Raw genomic sequence first — 19,220 nt, forward strand, 5'->3', positions numbered from 1 at the left:
TCGGTGGGGGCGACCTCTGTTACGTACTGTCATTCCGGGACCGTAGCGTAACGTATTTTAGTCGTAGCGGATTAGGAAGGGTTGCAACGTGTCCGGGTTGGGGTAGTGGACTATCCTTCAGCCTTGTGGAGGCTGAGACGCGGGTTCAATTCTCGCACCTGGACCTCTTCTCTACATTTCGACCGGTGAGCGCCGCAATCGAAAGAGGAGCACCGCGCATCGCCCACCAGACCCAAGTGTGCCACACACTAACATTCATCGTGGGATGAGAACCCAACTCCGCGCGGACAACTCGGTGTTCGACCGCATCCGCGACGCGATACTTAACCGCGGCGACCCGGAGGACAACGAAGACCCCGTCGGCCCCACGGTACCGACGGGCTGACCGGTCGCTCCGCAGAGTCGTCGTCGGTTCACCCCGCTTTTCCGCGAGCCGGTGCTCGAACCGCCGGGAGCGAAGCGGCCCGTCCGGAAGCGTCGAGACGACCGTCGTCGCCGACAACCCGAAGGGAACGCCGGAAACGGGCAGGTCTTTCTTCCGGGCGTCATACGGCCCAGCCATGCAGGTCGCCATCCTCACCGTCGGCAACGAACTGCTCGCGGGGGACATCGAGAACACGAACGCGACGTGGTTAGCTCGGCGGCTCACCGAGGGCGGGGCGACGGTCGCGCGGATTCAGACGGTCCCCGACGACCACGAGGTCATCGCCGAGACGGTCGCCGACTGGGCGGCCGCCTTCGACGCGGTCCTCGTCACCGGCGGCCTCGGCGGGACGCCGGACGACATCACGATGGAGGCCGTCGCCGCCGGGCTCGACCGGGCGTTCGTCGTCAACGAGGAGGCCGAAACGCAGGTCGAAGCGACCATCGCGGCGATTCTCGAACGCCGACCGGACATCGACTTCGACCTCGAACCCGAGTGGTACGCCTCGATGCCCGCCGACGCCGAGGTGCTTCCGAACGAAGAGGGCCTCGCGCCCGGCTGTCGGGCGGGGAACGTCTACGTCTTGCCGGGCATCCCCACGGAGATGAAGCCGATGTTCGAGTCCATCGCCGAGCGGTTCGCCGGCGACGTTCGGTCGCGGGTGGTGTACGCCGACGCGCCGGAGGGGGCCGTCGCCCGCGAACTCGGTGTCGTCACCGAGCGCTTCGGCGTGGGCGTCGGGAGCTATCCCAACAGCGGCGGGCCGACGCGAATCAAACTCACCGGCGGCGACCCGGCGGCGCTCGACGAGGCGATGGCGTGGTTCCGGTCGAACGCGACGGTCGACCTCTACGAGAGCGAGGCGGCCGTGATGGCGGCGCGCGAAGCGGAGACGGACGGCGAGTAACCGAACCAGCGGGCGGCTGGCCGGTCAGCGGAGTTGTGCGAGACTGGCGTCGGCGCGGGGCATGGCGTCGAGCGACCCGCGACTGCGGATGATGTTGAAGGCGGTGACGAGGTCCGACCGGGAGACGAGGCCGACGAGTTCGCCCGCCTCGTCGACGACCGGGAGGCGGCCCACGCCGCGCTCCTGCATGAGGGCGATAGCGTCCATCGCGTCGGCGTCGGGGGTGATGGTCGTCAGTTCGTCGCTCATGATGTCGTCGACGCGGAAGGCGTCGCGCTCGACCTCCTTGACGCCGCGGGCGTCGTCGAGAGTGACCATGCCGACGAGGTCGCCGTTTCTGAGGACCGGGTAGCCCGTGTGGCGCTCGACGAACATGCGTTCGAGGAGTTCCGCGACGGAGGTCTTCTCGTCGACCACGTCGAGGTTCTCGCGGCCGGTCATGATGTCGCGGACGACCACGTCTTGGAACGTCGCCTTGAGGACGGTCTGTTGGGCCTCGCCGGACGCGCCCATGTAGATGAAGAAGGCGAGCGCGACGAGAAACAGGTTGAAAAACAGGCCGAACAGGCCGAGCAGGAACGCGAACACCTTGCCGACCTCGGCGGCCATCTGCGTCGCTTTCGCGTGCGGGCGGTTCCGCGCGAGGAGCGCCCGGAGGACGCGCCCGCCGTCCATCGGGAAGCCGGGGAGCATGTTGAACACGGCGAGCGAGACGTTCACCAGCGCGAGGTAGCCGAGGACGAACTGCGCGGGGGCCTGCGACGCGGGGAGCAACAGGAAGCCGGCGTAGGAGACGACGCCGATGGCGACCGAGACGAGCGGGCCGGCGACGGCGATGGTGAACTCCTGTTTCCAGTCCTCGGGTATCTCCTTGAACCGGGCGACGCCGCCGAAGAGCCAGAGCGTGATGGACTCGATTTCGTAGCCGTAGCGCATGGCGACGAGCGAGTGGCCGAACTCGTGGAGCAGAACGCCGGCGAACAGGCCGATGGCGGCCGCGCTCCCGAGCACCCACTGCATCGACCCCGCGGAGATGGCCGCGCCGTCGATGCTCGCGCCGAAGAGGTCGTTGACGATGAGCGCGAGATTCGTCACGTCCGAGCCGATGAGCCACGCGAAAAGCGGGAGAACGATGAGGAACGTGAGGTCCAACTTTATCGGGATGCCGAAGACGCTACCGATGCGGATTCCTCGCATACCCGTAGTAACCCCGGAGGGGCCTTAAGCAGTCAGGGCGGGGAGACGGGGAAATGCTTACGCGGGCGGGCAATCCACGGGGAGATATGAGCGATTCCCGACCGGAGCCGGTGGTCAAACGGAGCGCGGACATCGAGTACGAGGCGGTCGGCGCGGCCGACGGGATGTCGAAGGGCGTCCTCGTCTCCGAGGCCGACGGCGCGCCGAACTTCGCCATCCGGCGGTTCGTCCTCGATTCGGGCGCGTCGGTGCCGAAACACACAAACGAGGTCGAACACGAGCAGTACGTCCTGTCGGGGCGATACGTCGTCGGCATCGGCGACGAGGAGTACGAGGTCGAAGCCGGCGACTCGCTTTTGATTCCCGCCGGCGTCGTCCACTGGTACCGAAACGAGTCCGACGAGGAGGGAGCGTTCCTCTGTGCGGTCCCCAACGGCGACGACGCCATCGAACTCGCCGGCGACGCCGACGCCTGAGCGCGGCCGGCCGTCGGTGGCCCTCGGGGGCCGGGAGCGAGGAGACACGGTACGAAGCCGCGTGCGGGTCGCTATCGAATCTGAGCGGTCGCAGGCGAATCGCTGAAATACCACGTCGCCGTAGCAGGCACCGTGTCTAAACAGGTCACCCGCGTCGACACGCTGTTTCTCCACCAGACGGGAGACGACTACCTCGTCGTCGCCCGCCGGGACGGAAAGCGGGTGCTCCGCGGCAAGCTCGAACTCAAAGAGACGAACGCGGGGCCCCGACCCCTGCGCTTTCTGGTGACGCGGAAGGGAGAGGACTCGCCGCGCGACCCGAGCCAGTTCGTCGAACTCGCCCGGTCGGCCGCCCGCATCCGCATCTCGCAACAGACGCCGAAAGACGGCCGCGACGAGCTAAAGGAGATGCTCGACGGCTACCAGCTCGAGGCGCTGACGGTGCGGACCTGCCGCCGCTGTGCCGTCAACGGTCGGTACTCGCCCATCACCGACGACACGGCCATCAAGGCCGAACACGAGCACATCTGCCGCGACTGCGCCGTCAAAGAGCTGGAGGGAGAACTCTCCTTCGCCGGCGGCCTCACGCAGGCGGCCCAAGAGCGCTTGGAGGAACTGCTGTACGAGACGGGCGACCTGACCCGCATCACGAACCTACTGCAGGGCGAGTTGGACCCCGACCTGACGAAGTTCGACACCATCAGCGCGACGACGGAGGACGTGGAACTGGTCGAGACGAGCACGCTCGACCTCCACCCGAACCTGAAGTCGATGCTGACAGACCGCTTCGACACCCTGCTCCCCGTCCAGAGCCTCGCCATCGACAACGGCCTGCTCGACGGCGACGACCAGCTCGTCGTGAGCGCGACGGCGACCGGGAAGACGCTCGTCGGCGAACTCGCCGGCATCAACCGGATGCTGAACGACGACGGGAAGATGCTGTTTCTCGTCCCGCTCGTCGCGCTCGCCAACCAGAAACACGAGGACTTCAAGGAGCGATACGGCCACCTCGGCAAGGTGACCATCCGCGTCGGCGCGAGCCGAATCAACGACGACGGCAACCGCTTCGACCCGAACGCCGACGTCATCGTCGGCACCTACGAGGGCATCGACCACGCGCTCCGAACGGGCAAGGACCTCGGCGACATCGGCACGGTCGTCATCGACGAGGTCCACACGCTGAAAGAAGAGGAACGTGGCCACCGCCTCGACGGGATGATAGCCCGCCTGAAACACTACTGCGAGGCCCGCGCGAAGCGCCGCGAGAGCTACGGCGGCGCGCAGTGGATTTACCTCTCTGCGACCGTCGGCAACCCGAAGTGGCTCGCACAGAACCTCCGGGCGAACCTCGTCGAGTACGAAGACCGCCCGGTCCCCATCGAGCGCCACGTCACCTTCGCGGACGGGCAGGAAAAGCCCCGCATCGAGAACCGCCTCGTGCGGCAGGCGTTCGACTCGAAGTCCTCGAAGGGCTACCGCGGCCAGACCATCATCTTCACCAACTCCCGGCGGCGGTGTCACGAAATCGCCCGGAAGATGGACTACAACGCCGCGGCGTACCACGCCGGCCTCGACTACGGCCAAAGAAAACGCGTCGAGCGACAGTTCGCCAATCAGGACCTCGCGGCCGTCGTGACGACCGCCGCGCTCGCCGCCGGCGTCGACTTCCCGGCGTCGCAGGTCATCTTCGACACGCTGGCGATGGGCATCGAGTGGCTCTCCGTACAGGAGTTCAGCCAGATGCTCGGCCGCGCCGGCCGCCCCGACTACCACGACAAGGGCGTCGTCTACCTGCTCGTCGAACCCGACGCGAGCTATCACAACACGATGGAGATGACCGAAGACGAGGTCGCGTTCAAGCTCCTCAAAGGCGAGATGGAGGAGGTCCGCACTGTTTACGACCAGTCCTCGGCGGTCGAGGAGACGCTGGCGAACATCGTCGTCGCCGGCAAGAAGGCGAAGGCGCTCAACAGCCGGATGCTCGGCGAGGTGCCGACGACCCACGCGGTCGGCAAGCTCTTGGAGTGGGGCTTCATCGACGGGCTGGACCCGACGCCGCTCGGCCTCGCCGTGACCCGGCAGTTCCTCTCGCCGAGGGAGGCGTTCGCCATCCTCGACGGTATCCGGAAGGGGTCGTCGCCGTACGAAATCGTCGCCGACCTCGAACTCGACGAGGAGGGCCGGTAGCGACCGGCGCGCTCGGCCGAGGCTGATATTCCGAATCCCGCACGCTTTTTGGCCGCCGATACATCGATGACCGCGTGGTAGCGATAACGCCGGACATCCTCGTCGTCTTCGCCGTCATCCTCGTCGCGCTGGCGTTCTTCGCGACCGAGCCCGTCCCGGTCGACGTGACGGCCATCGGCGTGATGGTGTCGCTGATGCTGATTCAGCCCGCCTCCGAGGCGCTCGCCTCGGCGGGGATGCTCGGCGCGCCAATCGTCCTCTTCGAGTCCTACCCCGGCGACGCCCTCTCGGGGTTCGCCAACACGGCGACGCTGACCGTCCTCGCGATGTTCATCCTCAGCGAGGGCGTCCAGCGGACCGGCATCATCCAGCTTCTCGGCGCGAAGATATCGACGTTCACCGGCGACAGCGAACTCCGGCAACTCGGCGCGACCGTCGGCGTCGTCGGTCCCATCTCCGGCTTCATCAACAACACCGCCGCGGTCGCCATCTTGCTCCCGATGGTGACGGACCTCGCCGACCGCGGCCAGACCTCCCCCTCGAAGCTCCTCTTACCGCTGTCGTACGCGTCGATGTTCGGCGGCATGCTGACGCTCATCGGCACGTCGACCAACATCCTCGCCAGCGACGTCTACTCGCGCATCACCGGCGAAGCGCCCTTCACGATGTTCGAGTTCACCGCGCTCGGTGCGGTGGTCATGGCCGTCGGCATCGTCTACCTCATGACGATCGGCCGGCGGCTCACCCCGGCGCGCATCGAGCCGCGGCGGGACCTGACCGAGGAGTTCGAGATGGCGGAGTACCTGACCGAGGTCGTCGTCCGCGAGGACTCCCCGCTCGTGGGCCAACAGGTCCAGCGGGCGCTCGTCGAGACGGATTTCGACGTCGACCTCCTTCAGCTCATCCGCGGCGAGAGCGTCTTCCTCGAACCGCTCGGCCCGAAGGAGATTCAGCCGGGCGACGTGTTCACCCTCCGGACCGACCGCAACACGCTCGTCGAACTGCTCGACGTGGAGGGCCTCGACCTCGTGCCGGCGACCGTCACCGAAGACGAACTCGAACTCGCCGACCGCGGCCAGAACCTCGTCGAAGTCGTCGTCGCGCCGGGGTCGGCGCTGGTCGGCGAGTCGCTCGCCTCGGCGAGTTTCAGACAGCGGTACGACGCGACCGTGCTCGCGCTCCGCCGCGGCGGCGAACTCATCCGCCGGCGGATGGACAAACTCCCGCTCCGCGTCGGCGACACGCTTCTCGTGCAGGCGACCGTCGAGAGCATCGAGCGCCTCGACAACAACCGCAACTTCATCGTCGCCCAGGAAATCGAGCGCCACGACTACCGCGAGTCGAAGATTCCGGTCGCCGTCGGCATCGTCGCCGGCGTCGTCGCGCTCGCCGCACTCAACTTCCTGCCCATCGTCGTCGCCGCGCTCCTCGGCGCGCTCGCCATGGTCGCCACGAAGTGCCTCCGCCCGACGGAGCTGTACGACGCCGTCCAGTGGGACGTCATCTTCCTGCTCGCGGGCGTCATCCCGCTCGGCATCGCGATGGAGAACTCCGGGGCCGCGGAACTCCTCGCCGAACTGGTCGTGATGAGCGGCGAGTTCCTCCCCCTCATCGCGGTCCTCGGGGTGTTCTACTTCGTGACGGCGCTCCTGACGAACGTCATCTCGAACAACGCGAGCGTCGTGCTCATGATTCCGGTCGCCATCGAGGCCGCGACGACGCTCGGCGCCGACCCGTTCTCGTTCGTCCTCGCGGTCATGTTCGCGGCGTCGACGGCCTTCATGACGCCCGTCGGCTACCAGACGAACCTGTTCGTCTACGGTCCCGGCGGCTACAAGTTCACGGACTACATCCGCGTCGGCGGCCCGCTCCAGTTGCTTCTCGGGGTCGTGACGACCATCGGCGTCGCACACTTCTTCCCCCTGACCTGACGGGGCGGAACGAAACCCTTTACTCCGCGACGGGGAGAGTCGTATGTGCGGGACCGTGGGTTAGCCTGGTATACTTCGGGCCTTGGGTGCCCGTGACCCCGGTTCAAATCCGGGCGGTCCCATACCCATTAAAGGGAATTTGGCTAATTTTACCGATTTCAACAGCCAACAGCGGTGGTTGGCATGATGCTCCTATTCACCGAGGCGAAGCCTCGGGAATGCGAGCATTGCGGGTGCCACGTCACCCGCGATTTCTCGGCGCACCAGCGAGTTGAGAAGTCCAGCAGATCATATTTGTCAGTAACAGATGTCACCTTCAGAAACACAAACTACAATCAGTCTTCGGGAGAGAATTGCCCTTCTAACCCATTCGTAAAAACACACTGTTGAGAATAATAGAATTTTGTATACTCAACTGCCATTAGGGCCACACCCCCACATATATGGAGAAGAAATTCCTACCAGTCAAGAAGACACAGTAGGTGTTCAGTGGGACTTCGAAGCAGAGGATATAGAGAAAGATGTCAGAGAGATGGATGTCAATTTGAGCCAAAGCTATAGTTTTGAAGTGATTCACCAATGTGCAGGTCCAGAGCTCATATACAGTGACACGCCAGACATAGATATTGAGCGGACAATTGAAATTGTAAAAGATAATTGAATATGAAATAAAACGGTATTCGCCCCCTCGTCATTATTTATATTTTGTTTGTCAAATATCATTTAGTGATCCTGTGCTGAGAGGACGTGAGATACAGAAGACGTATGTTCGTGACAATTAATTGAACAATAATGCCCTCCAGACGCCAATTCATCGCCACAGCTGTCGGAACCGTTCCGCTTGCTGGCTGTTCGCTACCCCCCGATGAGAGCGGGAATATTGAGGTTGGGAACCTCACAGAACAGAAAATTTGGGTCGAGATTACGATACGACGCGATGGCGGACTATTTTCGAATCCCAAGCAAGTATACCGTAACAGAACCCAACAACTACCAGCGCACGGCTATCGCACAACTCAGACAGACGTTGTTCGCCCGGGAACGTACGACGTACAGGTCGAAGCGGAACAGATGGAAGAGGAGGAACGCCCCCAACGCAGTACGAAAGACCAGGAACGCCCCCAACGCAGTACGCAATGGGAAGTAACCGGAGAGAAAGGTCGATCTCTCATCATCCACATTCTAGATGGATTCGAGATAGAATTTTTCAAACAGTAATCGCCATCCGTCACCGCGGAACCCCCAAATAACAGCAACAAGACTTTTGCGACGAGCGGGAATCCCCTCAATCAAGGTGAATATTCAACCCCTCGATGTCCTCGGCGGGGTCATGTTCCTCGCCGGTCTCGCGGTCGTGACCGGCGTGGTCGCGTCCGCGGTCGCCCCGGGACAGCGCCTCGGCGTCGGTGCCTCGCTCACGGTGCTCGGAACGGCCGCCGTCGCCGGCCCGCGTATGTATCAAAAAGCCCTCGAAACGACGAACTAACCGGCATCGACCCCCGGCCGACCCGTTTTCGGGTCGAGTTTGCGGTCGCGCTCGCGGAGTCACCGCCGCTTCTTTCGGTACCAGAACCGACAGCCGACGGGCGACTCGCCGGCGTCGATGTCGAGCCGGCTGAGAAACAGGTCGCGGACCGCGAGAGTGACGACCAGTTCGACTGAATCGTCTCCCTCGCGTCCGTTCTCGGCCGGGCGCGCGCGGACCACCCAGTGACCGTCGCGTTCGGCGACCGACTCGACGACGCCCTCGGTCCAGCGGTCGCGGTCGTGGGTCGGTTCCCTCGCGTGGATTCTGTCGTGAACCATCGCCTACGCCGCCCTCACGGCCGCACCGGTGACCGCGCTCCGAGTGGTTGCGTTCCTGTCGGCCTCGCGTTGTTCGGTCTCGTTCGTCCGCTTGACGACGTAGCGCTGGCCGACCATCGGGTCCAAGAGGCTGTCGACCGGGGCGCGGTCGTCGGTGAGAAGCGGCACGTCGTCGGTCGGTTCGTCGTTCCGGTAGGACGTGAGTTCGGCCGCGAGGTCGATGCCGATGTCGCGCCGCTCGTTGCGCGCCTGTAGCTCCTCGGCCGTCACGAGCGTCTCGTCTTTCGTCGCCACCACCTCGATGTTCTGGACGACGACGCTCCCCGCGGTGGGGAAGCTGTACACCTGCGGGTAGACCGACCGCATCGTCTTGTACTCCGCGCGGTAGAACTGCGAGGCCGGGCCGCTCGGCGCGGAGATGACGTTGGCGAACAGGACGCCGTCCTCGTCGAGGCGGTCCGAGGTGAGTTGCATGAACTCCTGTGTCGTCAGCTGAAACGGGACCTTGTCCTTCCGGTAGGCGTCGAGGACGATGAGGTCGTACGTCCGGTTCGTCTCCCGGAGGTACTGCCGGCCGTCCATCGTGTGGACGTTGAGCCGCGGCGACTCCTCGACGCCGAAGTACTCCTCGGCGACGGAGACGACCTCGGGGTCGAGTTCGACCACGTCGACGGTCACGTTCGGGTACTGCTCCAAGAACACGCGCGGGCCGGTGAACCCGCCGCCGCCGACGAACAGCACGCGGTCGATGTCGTCCGAGAGGAGGAAGGGGACGTGGAAGTACGAGGTGTAGTCGAAGACGTGCCGCGTCGGGTCGTCGAGGTCCATCGCGCTGTGGGGCTGGCCGTCGAGATAGAGCGTCCGCGTCCCGCCCGCGTCGGCGACGCGAAGCTCCTGATAGGCGGTCTGGGTGTGGTAGACGGTCGTGCCGCGAGAGTCGAGGCCGACGCCGCCGGTCAGCGACGCGAGGACGAGGATGGCCGCGATGCCGACGCTCCAGACCGCTTCGTCGCGGCCGATGTTCGGCCGGGCGAGCGCGAGCGCCGTCACGACCGAGACGAGCCCGAAGACGAGCCCGATGTTGGTGACGCTCAGAGACGGGATGAGGAAATAGGTGGTAGCGAACGCGCCGATGATACTGCCGACGGTGCCGACGGCGTAGACGTGGCCCGAGGCCGCGCCCACGTCGGACCGCCCGGAGAGTTCCGCCGCGTAGGGGCTGATGAAGCCGAGGAAGTAGGTCGGCGGCCCGAACAGAAGCGTGATGGCGGGGAGCGACGCGAACCGGCTCGGGACGGGGAGTCCGGCGGTCGACTGGATGAACAGGTCGCCGAGGAGAATGACGCCCGCGATGTAGGCGGCCGTGCCGATGAAGACGCGGGCGAGCGCGCCGTTCGACGCCCGTTCGGCCCGCTGTCCGCCCCGGTGATAGCCGAGGCTCAGCGCCGCCAGAAAGACCCCGATAATGCTCCCCCACGTGTAGATACTGCTACCGAACTCGGGAGCGACCATCCGCCCGGCGAGAATCTCCAACCCCATGCTCGTGACCCCGGAGACGAACACGGCGAGTTCGGGCCGCGTCATCCGGAGCCACGAAGAGGATGAGGGCGTCGATGCCATGTCAGTACGCCAAGGGACGCGACCGTATTAATTCATGCACGGCGGCGAACCCGTTGCGGGGCGAGGCGACGCCCGCCGACGAGCCGGCCGAACGCTCGCGTCCAAACGTCCAAACGCTCTTAGCCGATGAGGAGACCACGCCGGTCCGTGTCCTCTCTCGTCGCCGCGTCCGACCTCGCCCGCGCCGCGTACTGCCCGCGACAGCTCTACTACGCCCGCCGCGACGACGACCGAGCGCCGCCGGCCGCAGTCGCCGGCGTTCGCGCGCTCGCCTTCGAATACCCCGACCTGCTCGACGCCAGCGACGACGCGCTCGCGGCGCGGCCGATTTCGGTGTCGCCCGCGACGTACCGCGAGCGCCTCGCTCGACTCCGCGAGCGCGACGACTGGGATGCGCTCACCGACCCCGTCGCCCGCGACGAACTCCTCGCGGGGAAAGACTGCCGCGGCGTCGCGCACAAACTCGTTCGCCCGACCGACGACGAGAGCGAGCGACCGCCGGAGCCGGTTCCCTCGCTCGTCTCGCCGGGCGAACCCCCCGAACGCGGCGTCTGGGAACCCCAGCGCGTCAGGGCCGTCGCGCTGGCGAAGGCGCTCGCGTGGGAGCGCGAGGCGTCGGTTCCGCGTGCGCTGGTCGAGTACCCGGCGGTCGGCGTCGTCCGAACGGTCAGGCTCACGACACAGAACAAGGCGGCGTACCGGCGGGCGCTCCGCGTCGCCCGCGACCTCGACTTCGTCCCGTCGCGACTGCGCGACTCCGCGAAGTGTGAGTCGTGTGCCTACCGGGAGCGTTGCGGGGTGAAAACGTGGTCGCTGTCGTCGTTGCTCGGTCGGTGACAGGTCGTCGCCGAGAGGGACGCTACGCGTCGGCGGCGTGCTCGTCGAGCCACGCCTCGATGTCGTCGGCCATCGAGCCGCGGCGGTGGACGACGCCGCGGCCGGGGTCGACGACGGTGCTCTCGGTTCCGGGGGTCGTCCCGCCGTCGAGGACGACGGCGACCGCCTCCCGAATCTCGTCGGAGAGCTGTGAGGGGTGGGTGATGCTCCCGGTTCCGGAGCGGTTGGCGCTGGTCGCGGTGACGGGCGTCCCGGCCGCCCGAAAGAGAGAGCGCGCGAGTTCGTGGTCGGGGACGCGGACGCCGACGCGGTCTTTCCCGGCGACGAGCGCGTCCGGCAGGCTGTCGCGTCGCTCCACGACGACCGTCACCGGGCCGGGGAGGAACCGACGCATAAAGGCCTCCTCGCGGGCGTCGGCGACGACGTGCTCCAGCGCGGCGTCCACGTCGGGGAAGCCGGCGGAAAGCGGTTTGTCTCGGTCGCGGCCCTTGATGTCGAAGACGCGTTCGACCGCGTCGGCGTTCGTCGCGTCCGCGCCCATGCCGTAGACCGTCTCGGTCGGGTAGACGACCGCCTCGCCGCGGCGGACGGCGTCGGCGGCGCGCTGCACGTCGTCGTCGCTCATGTTCGAACTGACGCGCAACGGGCGAAAAAGCGTGACGAAAGCGTGACGAAACGGCGATTCCGCGCGTGGACGAGCGCGCGGTCGGCGCGGCGGGGTCGAGAGACCGACCCGCGCGTCGTTTCGGCAGACGAGTCCGGCTACAGGTCGTCGAGGGCGTCCGCGATGCCCTCGTAGTCCGGGAAGTCCGGCCACTCGTCGGAGACCCAGCGGTACCGGACCGTTCGGTCCTCGTCGAGGAGGAACACGGCGGGGCGGTGTTCGGTGACGCCGGCCATCCCGTCGAGGTCGTGTTCGAGGTCGTAGTCGGCCGCGACGCCGGCCGCGGGGTCCGAAAACAGGCGGGCGTCCACGCCGCGCTCCTCAAGGAACGACTTGTGCTCGTAGGGCGACGAGATGGAGACGCCGACCGTCTGCACGTCCGCCGGGACGCCGCGGTCGCGGAGCTCGTTCCAGACGTACGTCGCGGGGAACGCGCCCGCCATCGTGTGGAACACGAGGAGGACGGGCCCGTCGTCGGTGAGGTCCGACAGGGAGGCGTCCTCCCAGAACTCCGCGTTGACCAGCGGCCGGGTGAAGTCTGGGGCGGTGTCGCCCACGGACGGCGCGTCGTGGTCGGGCAGGGAGACGACGTCGAACTCCGGCATCAGGCTCCCTCCCCGTAGGTGTGTTCGAGGTACTCGACGATGTTCGCCGACTCGGACATCGTGACGCCGGTGTTGTCGTCGACGATGGCGGGGACCGAGCGCTTGCCCGAGACGCGCTTGACGACGTTCCGGTCGGAGTGCATCGGCTCGACGAACCGCGACTGGTAGGCCAGCCCCTGCTCGTCGAGCGTGCGGACGACCCGCTCGCAGTACGGGCACGCCTGCAGTCGGTACAGCGTAATCGCCGGTTGCTCGTCTGCCATGGGCGGCTGTTGGGAAGAGCGTCGCCTAAGCCCTTCGCTCGCGGGCATCCGCGCCGCAATATCGGTTCGGCGGGCGACTCGGCGAAGGCGACCGAGGCGTTGAGCGAGGGGGTTCGAGGGCAACTCTTAATTCCGGTCCCGCGCAAGACAACGTAGTTACATGGGTTTGCCGCCGCTACAGTTACCACCAGCCACGACGCTCGCGGCCGCACAGGTCTCGAACATTCCGCTGGACGACACGACGATAACGGTCCTCGGCGTAATCGGAATCATCGTCCTGATCGGTCTCTCGGCGTTCTTCTCCTCGTCAGAGATCGCGATGTTCTCGCTCGCAAAACACCGCGTCGACTCGATGGTCGAAGACGGTGTGCCGGGTGCCGAACGGGTGAAGGCGCTCAAGGACGACCCGCACCGGCTTCTCGTGACCATTCTGGTCGGAAACAACATCGCGAACATCGCGATGTCCTCGATATCGACCGGGCTACTCGTCTTCGTCGGCTTCCAACAGGGCGAGGCGGTCGCGATCGCGACGTTCGGGATAACGGCGGTCGTCCTGCTGTTCGGCGAGAGCGCGCCGAAGTCCTACGCGGTCGAAAACACCGAATCGTGGTCCCTCCGCATCGCGCGGCCCCTGAAATACGCCGAACTGCTGTTGCTCCCGCTCGTCGTCTTCTTCGACTACCTGACCCGCGTCATCAACAAGGTCACCGGCGGACAGACCGCCATCGAGACGACCTACGTCACCCGCGACGAGATTCAGAACCTCATCGAGACCGGCGAGCGCGAGGGCGTCATCGAGGAGGAAGAACGCGAGATGCTCGACCGCATCTTCCGGTTCAACTCGACCATCGCGAAGGAGGTCATGACCCCGCGCCTCGACATGACCGCCGTCCCGAAGGACGCGACCATCGACGAGGCCATCGAGACGTGCGTGCAGGCCGACCACGAGCGCGTCCCCGTCTACGACGGTAACCTCGACAACATCATCGGCATCGTCAACATCCGGAACCTCGTCCGCGAGAAGTACTACGGCGAACGCGGCGTCGGCATCGCCGACATCGTCTCGCCGACGCTCCACGTCCCCGAGTCGAAGAACGTCGACGAGCTGATGGCCGAGATGCAGGACACGCGGATGCAGATGGTCGTCGTCATCGACGAGTTCGGGACCACGGAGGGCCTCATCACCCTCGAAGACATGGTCGAGGAAATCGTCGGCGACATCCTCGAAGGCGACGAAGAAGAGCCGTTCGAGTCGGTCGACGAGAACACCTACCTCGTCCGCGGCGAGGTCAACATCGACGAGGTCAACGAGATGCTCGACATCGAACTCCCCGAGGGCGAGGAGTTCGAGACGCTCGCCGGCTTCATCTTCAACCGCGCCGGCCGCCTCGTCGAGGAGGGCGAAGAGATCAGCTACAACGACATCATCATCCGCATCGAGCAGGTCGACAACACGCGCATCATGAAAGCGCGCATCCAGACCAACGCGGGCATCGAAGCCGCCGACGGCGACGGCGACGAAGACGGAAACGGCGGCGACGAGGAAGCGGAAGTCGAACCCGACACCTGATAGGGCGACCCGACGAACCCGATTCGTTCCGACCGCCGAACTCGACTCGACTCGTCTCGACGCCCGACCGAACTCGTTTTCAGACCGTTGGTCCGCCCCGGTTCAGCCGAGGAGCGTAAAGGAAAGAACCACGAGCACCAGCGACGCCAGCGCGAGAACCACCAGTCCGGTCGCGTCGGCGGTGCCGTCGCCGAGCCGTCGCGCCCGTCCGCGGAAGCGAATCGCCAGCGCGAACGCGCCGAGGCCGACGGCACCGAAGGCGAACCCGCGGAGCGAGATGCCGGTCACGACCGCCATCCCGACGTGGTAGACGCCGAAGACGGCCCAGAGCGCGGAAACGAGGGTAGCGAGCGCGACGCGGAGCGCACGGACGTTCACACACCGAGTACGCTCGACACGAGCGTAAAGACGCCGTAGCCCAGTCCGAGCGCGAGGGCGAGCGAGCCGACCCACGCGAGGACGGTGTACAGCATCTTCCGCCCGGAGACGCCCGACCCGCCGGCGGCGTAACCCGAGCCGATGATGGCGCTGACGATAATCTCGTTAAAGGAGACTGGGACGCCGAGGGCGACGGCGGTCTGGGCGATGGCGAACGAGGGAATCATCGCCGCGATGGAGCGCCGCGGCCCGAGCGAGGAGTAGTCCTGCGCGAGCGCCTTAATCATGCGCGGCGCGCCGGTCCACGACCCCGCGAGGAGGCCCAGTCCGCCGCCGACGAGGAGCGCCGGAAGCGGGACCGTGACCGCGTCGAGAAGCGGGACGAGCGGCCCGATGGCGAGGCCGACCTGACTGCCGCCGGCCGAGAACGCCACGAGGCCGCCGAGGACGAGCAGGAAGCGCCGCTGGCCCCGGGTCTTGTCAGTCGTCACCCACCGGCCGACCACGGCGGCGGCGGCGAGCGCGACGAGGAGCGAGGCGGCGACGAACCAGACGGTCTCGCCGAGGCCGGCTACCCCGGTCAGTTCGACCGCGGCGGCACGGGCGACCGAGGCCGACCCCGACGCGCCGCCGAGCCCGCGAACTCCATGTTGGCGACGAGCAGGCCGACGATTCCGGCGAGCGCGGGGACGGTCCACCGCTCGGAGACGCCGTCGGCGCGGAGGAGTCGGGCGGTCGCGTACGACGCGCCGCCGCCGACGAAGGGCGTGAGCACCCACAGCGAGACGATTTGTTGGTACTTCGCCCACGCGGGGTCGCCGCCAATGGCGAGGCCGGCGCCGACGACCGCGCCGGTGACGGTGAAGGCGGTGGCGATGGGGTAGCCGGCGAAGACGCCGATCGCGACGAGCACCGCCGCGGTGAGGAGCGCGACGACCGCGGCCCCCGCGGTCAGCGTGACGCCGCCGATGAGTTCCGTCCCGACCGCGTTGGTGACGTTCGCGCCCTGCAGGAACGCCCCGGCGAAGCCCAGCAGGCCGACGATGAAGCCCGCGCGCATCACCGAGATGGCGTTGGCTCCGACGGCGGGCGCGAAGGGCGTCGACCCCGACGACCCTGCGCCGATGGCCCACGCCATGAACAGGCTGGCGAGCGCGGCGACGACGAACGTGGCGAGCGTCGCGGCGGCTACCACGGGGCGACCCCCCGGCAATCGTCGGCGTCGGCTGTTGTCCCGTCCATCAGCGGCGGCGGGCCTCGTCGTAGCCCTCGCTCAGTCCGAGGAGCGTCCGACGGACGAGGAGATACCCGAAGAAAACGAAGAGCAACAACGCGACGAGCAGGCCGACGAACACGGGATTCCCCGCGAGAAAGTCGACGAGGCCGTCTACGACCAAAGGGTCGGTCATGTGGGTGGGTTCGGCGGGCACGAGGTATAGCAATTTCGGCGAGGCGTCGTGAAAGAATACGAACACTCATGGGAAGCGGCGAGTAACGCCGATTCGATGGCCGACCTCATCCCCTCCAGCCCGGGCGACCCGGACGACGACCGGGCCGACCGAGACCCCAAGGTCATCGGCCTCGACAGCGACGAGGCGGACGACCTGCTCGGCGCGCTCTCCTCGTCGACCGCCCGGTCGGTCCTCGCGTCGCTCCACGAGTCCCCGGCGACGCCCTCCGACCTCGCCGCCGAAGTCGACACGTCCCTCCAGAACGTCCAGTACCACCTCGGCAACCTCTCGGAAGCCGACCTCATCGAGGTCGCGGACACGAGGTACTCCGAGAAGGGCCGCGAGATGAACGTGTACGCGCCCGCGGACCGAGCGCTCGTCGTCGTCGCCGGGCGCGAGGACGAGACGAAGGGGCTGAAGGGCGCGCTCACGCGCCTCATCGGCGGCGTCGGCGTCCTCGGCATCGGCGCGGCCGTCGTGAACCGACTCGCCCGAACCGGGTCGGTGCTCCCGTTCGGTTTCGGCGCCTCGGGCGGCGGCGCGGGCGGCGCTGGCGGTTCCGAAGCCGGCCAGAGCGGCGGGGCGGGAAGCGGACTCAACGCGACCCATCAGGCCGATGCGGCCACCACGACCGCGGCGGCCGAGCCAACGTCGACAGCGACGCGGACGGCCACGGAGACGGCGACGACGACCGACGGCGGCGGGTTCGGCATCGCCGAGGTGACCACGACGTCGGATCCGACGGCGCAGACCGCGGAGGCGACCCGGACGGCGGTCGAGTCGACGCCGACGGTGACGGAGGCCGCGCGGACCGCGACGGAGACCGCGGCCGCGACGCCGACGCCGGTTCCGGACACGCCGGTCGCACAGACGGCCACGGAGACCGCGGCACAGCTCACGAGCGGGTCGAACGGGCTCGCGGGAGCAATCGGGTCGCTCTCGCCGGGGGCGCTGTTCTTCCTCGGCGGGCTGACCGTGCTTCTCGCGTGGGTCGCGGTGGGCGTACTGCGTGACTAAAACGGCTGTTTGAGCTTACGGTGCGTATTTGATACCGTCACCCGTAGGAGTGAGTACGAGGTCGCGCGTGGCCCCCCAACGGCGACGGGACTGCCATCCGTGCCCCTGCCCCTCACCCCGTCGTCCGCGTGGCCTCGGACTACCCTCAACAGACCCGCTCGGGTCTGTTCCCGCTGATTCTTCCGGCCCTCCACCGGACCTCGCCCCGCTATTCGTCGGGGACGATGCGGAACGTCTCGAAGGTGTCGCCGTCGACCGTGACGAGTCGCCCGCGGAGTCCGCCGTCCGGCAGTTCCTCTAGTTCCGCGTGGGCCTTGCGGTTGCCCCGCGGTTGGGCGTGGCTCCCCGGATTGAGGAGCGGAATCGCCCCGGTGCCGTGGAAGCCCGGCCGGTGGCTGTGGCCGAAGATGACCGCGTCGGCGCCGCGCTCGCGGCCGAACATCGACAGCGCGGTGTTCCCGCCGCGGCGGGTGTGGGTCACCGCGAACTCGACGCCGCCGTAGGTGACGTTCCGCGCCGCGGGAACCCGGTCGCGTATCTCTGATCCGTCGTTGTTGCCGTACACCGCGAGGAAGCTGTCGGCTTCGTCGATGAACGCGTCGAGGACGGACTCGCGCATGAAGTCGCCCGCGTGGACGACGAGGTCGGCCTCGCGGACCGCGTCGAGGGTTCGGTTAGTCAGTCGATGACCGTCCGTGCTGTGGGTGTCGGAGACGACGACGAGCATGCGCCGGGCTAGGGGCCGGAGGGATTGAAACCTACCGACTGTTGCGTCGGGTCGGTCGGAGGCGGTCGGAGGCGGTCAGGACCGGTCGGGGACCGCCGCGGTCGGCGAGCGGTGTCCCGGTTCTGCGTCGGTAGCTCTATCCGGGCGGGGGGAGTGGCCCACGACATGGCAGGCAGTACGTCCGTCGTCGTCGCCGCGCTCTTCGCGAACGGAGCGATTGCGATTCTCAAGTTCCTCGGCTTCCTCGCGACCGGGAGTCCCTCCATGCTCTCCGAAACGTACCACTCCATCTCCGACACCGGCAACCAGGTGTTTCTCCTCATCGGCATCCGCGACAGCAAGCGCGGCGAGACGCAGTCCCATCCCTTCGGTCACGGGAAATCGCAGTTCTTCTACTCGTTTCTCGTCTCCGTGATGCTGTTCGGCATCGCCGGCTGGGAGTCGGCCAAACACGGCTACGACGCCCTGATGCACCCCGCCCACGGCGGGGGCGGCGAGGCGCTCGTCCTCGCCGGCTTCGAAATCGAGCCCGTGTTGGTCAACGTCGCCATCCTCCTCGGGGCGATCGCCTTCGAGAGCTACGCCTTCCTGAAGGCGCACGCCGAACTCCGCCGGCAGATAGAGGAGTACGAGTGGACCGGCCTCGTCGAGGCCTTCCGGCAGACGAGCGACGTGACGACGCTCACGGCGTTCACCGAGGACACCGTCGCGCTCACCGGCGCGGTGCTCGCGCTCGTCGGCATCGGCCTCACCGAGTTCACGGGCAACGAGATGTTCGACGCCGGCGCGGCGCTCCTCATCGGGATACTGCTCATGGGCTTCGCCATCGCGCTCGCGTGGGAGAACAAGCGCCTCCTCATCGGCGAGAGCGTCCCCGTGGACGAGGAACAGGCCCTCCGCGACATCGTCAAAAACGACCCGCGGGTCGTCCACGTCGACCACTTCCGCGCGAGCTACGTCGGCCCGGAGAAACTGCTCGTCGCCCTCGACGTGAGCTTCGACCCCGAACTCGACACCGAAGAGCTGGACGACCACATCACCGAAATCGAGTCCGAACTCAGGGCGGCCGACGACCGGGTCCACTTCGTCTACATCGAACCCGAGTTGTAATCCGAACGAACCGAGTGGGACGCCAGCGGCCGACCGCGACTCACGGCGGC

General features: G+C 66.8%; 18 protein-coding genes, 2 tRNA genes and 1 pseudogene. 11 read left to right on the top strand and 10 right to left on the bottom strand.

The window, feature by feature from the left end; all coding sequences use genetic code 11:
* Positions 1 to 91 precede the first annotated feature (91 nt).
* Positions 92 to 164, top strand: a tRNA-His gene (locus C441_RS12940).
* Positions 165 to 560: 396 nt separating this feature from the next.
* Positions 561 to 1,331 (top strand): competence/damage-inducible protein A, encoded by a 771-nt coding sequence (locus tag C441_RS12945; RefSeq protein ID WP_007275472.1) that lies wholly within the window; start codon positions 561 to 563, stop codon positions 1,329 to 1,331.
* Between the two features lie 24 nt (positions 1,332 to 1,355).
* Here C441_RS12945 and C441_RS12950 read toward each other — a convergent pair whose 3' ends face one another.
* Complete coding sequence (locus C441_RS12950) at positions 1,356 to 2,528, bottom strand: M50 family metallopeptidase (RefSeq protein WP_007275473.1); 1,173 nt, start codon at positions 2,526 to 2,528, stop codon at positions 1,356 to 1,358.
* Between the two features lie 86 nt (positions 2,529 to 2,614).
* Here C441_RS12950 and C441_RS12955 point away from each other — a divergent pair, with 86 nt between their 5' ends.
* The 5 genes from C441_RS12955 (at position 2,615) to C441_RS12980 (ending at position 8,608) form a co-directional block, all read left to right on the top strand.
* Positions 2,615 to 3,004 (top strand): cupin domain-containing protein, encoded by a 390-nt coding sequence (locus C441_RS12955; protein ID WP_049920591.1) that lies wholly within the window; start codon positions 2,615 to 2,617, stop codon positions 3,002 to 3,004.
* A gap of 132 nt (positions 3,005 to 3,136) precedes the next feature.
* The gene (locus C441_RS12960; protein ID WP_007275475.1) at positions 3,137 to 5,191 is read left to right on the top strand and encodes a DEAD/DEAH box helicase; all 2,055 of its coding nucleotides are present in this window, start codon (positions 3,137 to 3,139) and stop codon (positions 5,189 to 5,191) included.
* A 74-nt stretch (positions 5,192 to 5,265) separates the two neighbouring features.
* Positions 5,266 to 7,122 carry an SLC13 family permease gene (locus C441_RS12965; RefSeq protein WP_007275476.1) on the top strand — a complete coding sequence of 619 codons (1,857 nt, stop codon included), beginning with the start codon at positions 5,266 to 5,268 and terminating at the stop codon, positions 7,120 to 7,122.
* 49 nt (positions 7,123 to 7,171) lie between these two features.
* Positions 7,172 to 7,244: transfer RNA gene (locus C441_RS12970), tRNA-Pro, on the top strand.
* Between the two features lie 1,172 nt (positions 7,245 to 8,416).
* Positions 8,417 to 8,608 carry a hypothetical protein gene (locus tag C441_RS12980; protein ID WP_049920592.1) on the top strand — a complete coding sequence of 64 codons (192 nt, stop codon included), beginning with the start codon at positions 8,417 to 8,419 and terminating at the stop codon, positions 8,606 to 8,608.
* Positions 8,609 to 8,667: 59 nt separating this feature from the next.
* Here the strand turns inward: C441_RS12980 and C441_RS12985 are convergent, their stop codons facing one another.
* Positions 8,668 to 8,928 carry a DUF7861 family protein gene (locus C441_RS12985; protein ID WP_004973705.1) on the bottom strand — a complete coding sequence of 87 codons (261 nt, stop codon included), beginning with the start codon at positions 8,926 to 8,928 and terminating at the stop codon, positions 8,668 to 8,670.
* Between the two features lie 3 nt (positions 8,929 to 8,931).
* Positions 8,932 to 10,548 (bottom strand): spermidine synthase, encoded by a 1,617-nt coding sequence (locus C441_RS12990; RefSeq protein WP_049920593.1) that lies wholly within the window; start codon positions 10,546 to 10,548, stop codon positions 8,932 to 8,934.
* A gap of 147 nt (positions 10,549 to 10,695) precedes the next feature.
* Here C441_RS12990 and C441_RS12995 point away from each other — a divergent pair, with 147 nt between their 5' ends.
* Complete coding sequence (locus C441_RS12995; protein ID WP_007275480.1) at positions 10,696 to 11,385, top strand: CRISPR-associated protein Cas4; 690 nt, start codon at positions 10,696 to 10,698, stop codon at positions 11,383 to 11,385.
* A gap of 22 nt (positions 11,386 to 11,407) precedes the next feature.
* Here C441_RS12995 and C441_RS13000 read toward each other — a convergent pair whose 3' ends face one another.
* From C441_RS13000 to C441_RS13010, 3 genes are all read right to left on the bottom strand, one after another.
* Positions 11,408 to 12,010 (bottom strand): L-threonylcarbamoyladenylate synthase, encoded by a 603-nt coding sequence (locus C441_RS13000; RefSeq protein ID WP_007275481.1) that lies wholly within the window; start codon positions 12,008 to 12,010, stop codon positions 11,408 to 11,410.
* A gap of 137 nt (positions 12,011 to 12,147) precedes the next feature.
* Positions 12,148 to 12,654 (bottom strand): redoxin domain-containing protein, encoded by a 507-nt coding sequence (locus C441_RS13005; RefSeq protein WP_007275482.1) that lies wholly within the window; start codon positions 12,652 to 12,654, stop codon positions 12,148 to 12,150.
* Positions 12,654 to 12,917: a glutaredoxin family protein gene (locus C441_RS13010; RefSeq protein ID WP_007275483.1), complete on the bottom strand. Its 264-nt coding sequence runs from the start codon at positions 12,915 to 12,917 to the stop codon at positions 12,654 to 12,656. Before C441_RS13010 ends, C441_RS13005 begins: the two co-directional genes overlap by 1 nt.
* Before the next feature lie 160 nt (positions 12,918 to 13,077).
* On the opposite strand from C441_RS13010, the gene C441_RS13015 reads away from it, so the two are divergent.
* Positions 13,078 to 14,487 (top strand): hemolysin family protein, encoded by a 1,410-nt coding sequence (locus C441_RS13015; protein WP_007275484.1) that lies wholly within the window; start codon positions 13,078 to 13,080, stop codon positions 14,485 to 14,487.
* A 102-nt stretch (positions 14,488 to 14,589) separates the two neighbouring features.
* Here C441_RS13015 and C441_RS13020 read toward each other — a convergent pair whose 3' ends face one another.
* The 3 genes and pseudogenes from C441_RS13020 to C441_RS19980 form a co-directional block, all read right to left on the bottom strand.
* Positions 14,590 to 14,865: a hypothetical protein gene (locus C441_RS13020; protein ID WP_007275485.1), complete on the bottom strand. Its 276-nt coding sequence runs from the start codon at positions 14,863 to 14,865 to the stop codon at positions 14,590 to 14,592.
* Positions 14,862 to 16,060, bottom strand: a pseudogene (locus C441_RS13025) (anion permease). The gene C441_RS13020 and the pseudogene C441_RS13025 overlap by 4 nt, the downstream one beginning before the upstream one ends.
* Before the next feature lie 46 nt (positions 16,061 to 16,106).
* Positions 16,107 to 16,274, bottom strand: a complete 168-nt coding sequence (locus tag C441_RS19980; protein WP_167321013.1) for a DUF7859 family protein — start codon at positions 16,272 to 16,274, stop codon at positions 16,107 to 16,109.
* Positions 16,275 to 16,370: 96 nt separating this feature from the next.
* Here C441_RS19980 and C441_RS13030 point away from each other — a divergent pair, with 96 nt between their 5' ends.
* Positions 16,371 to 17,333, top strand: a complete 963-nt coding sequence (locus tag C441_RS13030; RefSeq protein ID WP_007275487.1) for an ArsR/SmtB family transcription factor — start codon at positions 16,371 to 16,373, stop codon at positions 17,331 to 17,333.
* A 208-nt stretch (positions 17,334 to 17,541) separates the two neighbouring features.
* On the opposite strand, the gene C441_RS13035 is transcribed toward C441_RS13030, so the two are convergent.
* Positions 17,542 to 18,060, bottom strand: a complete 519-nt coding sequence (locus tag C441_RS13035) for a metallophosphoesterase (RefSeq protein ID WP_007275488.1) — start codon at positions 18,058 to 18,060, stop codon at positions 17,542 to 17,544.
* Positions 18,061 to 18,225: 165 nt separating this feature from the next.
* Here C441_RS13035 and C441_RS13040 point away from each other — a divergent pair, with 165 nt between their 5' ends.
* Positions 18,226 to 19,170, top strand: coding sequence for a cation diffusion facilitator family transporter (locus tag C441_RS13040; protein WP_007275489.1), 945 nt, complete (start codon positions 18,226 to 18,228; stop codon positions 19,168 to 19,170).
* Positions 19,171 to 19,220 lie beyond the last annotated feature (50 nt).

It is taken from the genome of Haloferax sulfurifontis ATCC BAA-897 (assembly GCF_000337835.1).
Lineage (GTDB): Archaea > Halobacteriota > Halobacteria > Halobacteriales > Haloferacaceae > Haloferax > Haloferax denitrificans.

Excerpts from the sequence above, each read along its gene's own strand:
- C441_RS12950 (WP_007275473.1), bottom strand. The coding sequence starts at position 2,528 with ATGCGAGGAATCCGCATCGGTAGCGTCTTCGGCATCCCGATAAAGTTG.
- C441_RS13030 (WP_007275487.1), top strand. The coding sequence starts at position 16,371 with ATGGCCGACCTCATCCCCTCCAGCCCGGGCGACCCGGACGACGACCGG.
- C441_RS13005 (WP_007275482.1), bottom strand. The coding sequence starts at position 12,654 with ATGCCGGAGTTCGACGTCGTCTCCCTGCCCGACCACGACGCGCCGTCC.
- C441_RS12945 (WP_007275472.1), top strand. The coding sequence starts at position 561 with ATGCAGGTCGCCATCCTCACCGTCGGCAACGAACTGCTCGCGGGGGAC.
- C441_RS19980 (WP_167321013.1), bottom strand. The coding sequence starts at position 16,274 with ATGACCGACCCTTTGGTCGTAGACGGCCTCGTCGACTTTCTCGCGGGG.
- C441_RS13035 (WP_007275488.1), bottom strand. The coding sequence starts at position 18,060 with ATGCTCGTCGTCGTCTCCGACACCCACAGCACGGACGGTCATCGACTG.
- C441_RS13010 (WP_007275483.1), bottom strand. The coding sequence starts at position 12,917 with ATGGCAGACGAGCAACCGGCGATTACGCTGTACCGACTGCAGGCGTGC.
- C441_RS13000 (WP_007275481.1), bottom strand. The coding sequence starts at position 12,010 with ATGAGCGACGACGACGTGCAGCGCGCCGCCGACGCCGTCCGCCGCGGC.
- C441_RS12955 (WP_049920591.1), top strand. The coding sequence starts at position 2,615 with ATGAGCGATTCCCGACCGGAGCCGGTGGTCAAACGGAGCGCGGACATC.
- C441_RS13015 (WP_007275484.1), top strand. The coding sequence starts at position 13,078 with ATGGGTTTGCCGCCGCTACAGTTACCACCAGCCACGACGCTCGCGGCC.
- C441_RS12990 (WP_049920593.1), bottom strand. The coding sequence starts at position 10,548 with ATGGCATCGACGCCCTCATCCTCTTCGTGGCTCCGGATGACGCGGCCC.
- C441_RS12985 (WP_004973705.1), bottom strand. The coding sequence starts at position 8,928 with ATGGTTCACGACAGAATCCACGCGAGGGAACCGACCCACGACCGCGAC.
- C441_RS13040 (WP_007275489.1), top strand. The coding sequence starts at position 18,226 with ATGGCAGGCAGTACGTCCGTCGTCGTCGCCGCGCTCTTCGCGAACGGA.